General features: G+C 69.9%; 3 protein-coding genes. All 3 read left to right on the top strand.

Features of this window, described 5'->3' with window-relative positions; translation table 11 throughout:
* Nucleotides 1–1032: vitamin B12 dependent-methionine synthase activation domain-containing protein (locus tag ABZY44_RS37470; RefSeq protein WP_356661997.1), on the top strand; the 1032-nt coding region annotated here is incomplete at its 5' end.
* Nucleotides 1029–1916 (top strand): methylenetetrahydrofolate reductase [NAD(P)H], encoded by an 888-nt coding sequence (gene metF / locus ABZY44_RS37465; RefSeq protein ID WP_356661995.1) that lies wholly within the window; start codon nt 1029–1031, stop codon nt 1914–1916. The genes ABZY44_RS37470 and metF, both read left to right, overlap by 4 nt.
* Nucleotides 1906–3097 (top strand): adenosylhomocysteinase (gene ahcY / locus ABZY44_RS37460; RefSeq protein ID WP_356661993.1); only part of this gene is annotated, 1192 nt, incomplete at its 3' end. The genes metF and ahcY, both read left to right, overlap by 11 nt.

Genomic DNA, 3097 nt, shown 5'->3' with positions numbered 1-3097 from the left:
CGCGCCTACGTCGAACAGGACCTCCACGAGATCTACGAGGGCGAAGTCCGCTACGCCCGCGACGCCTTCGAAGGCCTGCGCCTCATGGACGCCCTGATGGGGATCAAGCGCGGGGTCCCCGGAGCCGGCCTCCCCGAGCTCAAGCAGCGCCGCGTGAAGTCCGCGGCCGCCACCGCGGTCCTGGAGCCCGAGCCCGAGGTCCCGGCCCGCTCCGACGTCGCCTCCGACAACGCCGTCCCCGCTCCCCCGTTCTGGGGCAGCCGGGTGGTCAAGGGGATCGGCCTCAAGGAGTACGCGTCCTGGCTGGACGAGGACGCGCTGTTCAAGGGCCAGTGGGGGCTGAAGCAGGCCCGCGGCGGGCCCTCGTACGAGGAGCTGGTGGAGTCCGAGGGCCGGCCCCGCCTGCGCGGCCTCCTCGACAAGCTCCAGACGGAGAACCTCCTCGAAGCCGCCGTGGTCCACGGCTACTACCGTTGCGTCTCCAAGGGCGACGACCTGATCCTGCTCGACGACACGGGCGCCGAGCTGACCCGCTTCTCCTTCCCCCGGCAGCCGCGCGGAAGGTTCCTGTGCCTCTCGGACTTCTTCAAGCCCGAGGAGTCCGGCGAGACCGACGTGATCGGCCTCCAGGTCGTCACCGTCGGCTCGAAGATCGGCGAGGCCACGGCCAAGCTCTTCGCCTCCGACTCCTACCGCGACTACCTCGAACTGCACGGCCTGTCCGTCCAGCTCGCCGAGGCCCTGGCCGAGTACTGGCACGCCCGGGTGCGCGCGGAGCTGGGCATCGCGGGGCAGGACCCGCACTCGCTCGACGGGATGCTGCGCACCGAGTACCAGGGCTGCCGCTACTCCTTCGGGTACCCGGCCTGCCCCGACCTGGAGGACCGCGCCAAGATCGCCGAGCTGCTGCGGCCCGAGCGGATCGGCGTCCACCTCTCCGAGGAGTTCCAGCTCCACCCGGAGCAGTCCACCGACGCCATCGTCGTGCACCACCCCGAAGCCAGCTACTTCAACGCCGGAGGCCGACGATGAGCACGCTGCGCGACACCTTCCTGCGGGGCGACCGGTCGTTCTCCTTCGAGTTCTTCCCGCCCAAGACGGCCGCCGGGGAACGCACCCTGTGGGAAGCCCTGCGCCGGGTGGAGTCCCTCAACCCGACCTTCGTCTCCGTCACGTACGGGGCCGGCGGATCCTCGCGCGACCGTACGGTCGAGATCACCAAGCGGATCGCCACGGAGACCACGCTGCGCCCGGTCGCCCACCTGACCGCCGTCGGGCACTCCGTCGCCGAACTGCGCCAGATCATCGGCCAGTACGCCGACGCGGGCGTCCGCGACGTCCTCGCCCTGCGCGGGGACCCGCCGGGTGATCCGCGCGGCCCGTGGGAGCCGCACCCGCAGGGGCTGCGGTACGCCCACGAGCTGGTCTCCCTCATCCGTGAGCTGGGTGACTTCAGCGTGGGCGTGGCGGCGTTCCCCGAGCTCCATCCCCGGTCGGCGGGCTGGGACGAGGAGATCCGCCACTTCGTCGAGAAGTGCCGGGCCGGCGCCGACTACGCGGTCACGCAGATGTTCTTCGACGTCGAGGACTACCTGAGGTTCCGGGACCGGGTCGCGGCCGCCGGCTGCGACACCCCGGTGATCCCGGAGATCATGCCCGCCACCGACGTCCGCCAGATCCGCCGGTTCGCGGAGCTCAGCAACGCCGCCTTCCCCGAGGACCTCGCGCACCGGCTCGAAGCCGCCCGCGACGATCCGGCCGCGTCACACCGGATCGGGGTCGAGTACGCCGCGGCCATGGCCGAGCGGCTGCTGGCGGAGGGCGCCCCCGGGCTGCACTACATCACGCTCAACCGTTCCACGGCGAGCCTCGATATCCATCGTCAGACACAGAGCAGGAGTTGGCATGTCCGCTGAGCGGTTCTCCGATTTCAAGGTCGCCGACCTTTCCCTCGCGGCCTTCGGGCGCAAGGAGATCACTCTCGCCGAGCACGAGATGCCCGGCCTGATGTCGATCCGCCGGGAGTACGCGGCCGCCCAGCCGCTGGCCGGCGCGCGGATCACCGGTTCCCTGCACATGACGGTGCAGACCGCCGTGCTGATCGAGACCCTCGTCGCCCTCGGCGCCCAGGTCCGCTGGGTCTCCTGCAACATCTTCTCCACCCAGGACCACGCGGCCGCCGCCATCGCCGCCGCCGGGATCCCGGTCTTCGCCTGGAAGGGCGAGACGCTGGAGGAGTACTGGTGGTGCACCGAGCAGGCGCTGACCTGGCCGGACGCCGCCGGACCCAACATGATCCTGGACGACGGCGGCGACGCCACCCTGCTGGTCCACAAGGGCGTCGAGTACGAGAAGGCCGGCCAGGTCCCCGACCCGTCGACCGCCGAGAACCACGAGATGCGCGTGGTCCTGGAGCTGCTGCACCGCACGACCCTCAAGTGGGGCGCCATGGCCGCGGAGATCCGCGGCGTCAGCGAGGAGACCACGACGGGCGTCCACCGCCTGTACGAGATGCAGCAGTCCGGTGCGCTGCTGTTCCCGGCGATCAACGTGAACGACGCCGTGACGAAGTCGAAGTTCGACAACAAGTACGGCTGCCGCCACTCCCTCGTCGACGGCATCAACCGTGCCACCGACGTCCTCATCGGCGGCAAGGTCGCGGTCGTCTTCGGCTACGGCGACGTCGGCAAGGGGTCCGCTGAGTCCCTGCGCGGCCAGGGCGCGCGCGTCATCGTCACGGAGATCGACCCGATCTGCGCGCTCCAGGCGGCCATGGACGGCTACCAGGTCGCCACGCTCGACGACGTCGTGGAGACGGCCGACATCTTCATCACGACGACCGGCAACAAGGACATCATCATGGCCTCGGACATGGCCAGGATGAAGCACCAGGCGATCGTCGGGAACATCGGCCACTTCGACAACGAGATCGACATGGACGGCCTCGCGAAGATCGAGGGCATCGTCAAGGACGAGGTCAAGCCGCAGGTCCACACGTGGACGTTCCCCGACGGCAAGGTCCTCATCGTCCTGTCCGAGGGCCGCCTGCTGAACCTGGGCAACGCGACCGGCCACCCGTCGTTCGTGATGTCGAACT

Source organism: Streptomyces sp. NPDC006544, assembly GCF_040611715.1.
In the GTDB taxonomy this organism is placed as follows: domain Bacteria; phylum Actinomycetota; class Actinomycetes; order Streptomycetales; family Streptomycetaceae; genus Streptomyces.
This window is presented reverse-complemented; position numbering and strand designations above follow the sequence as displayed.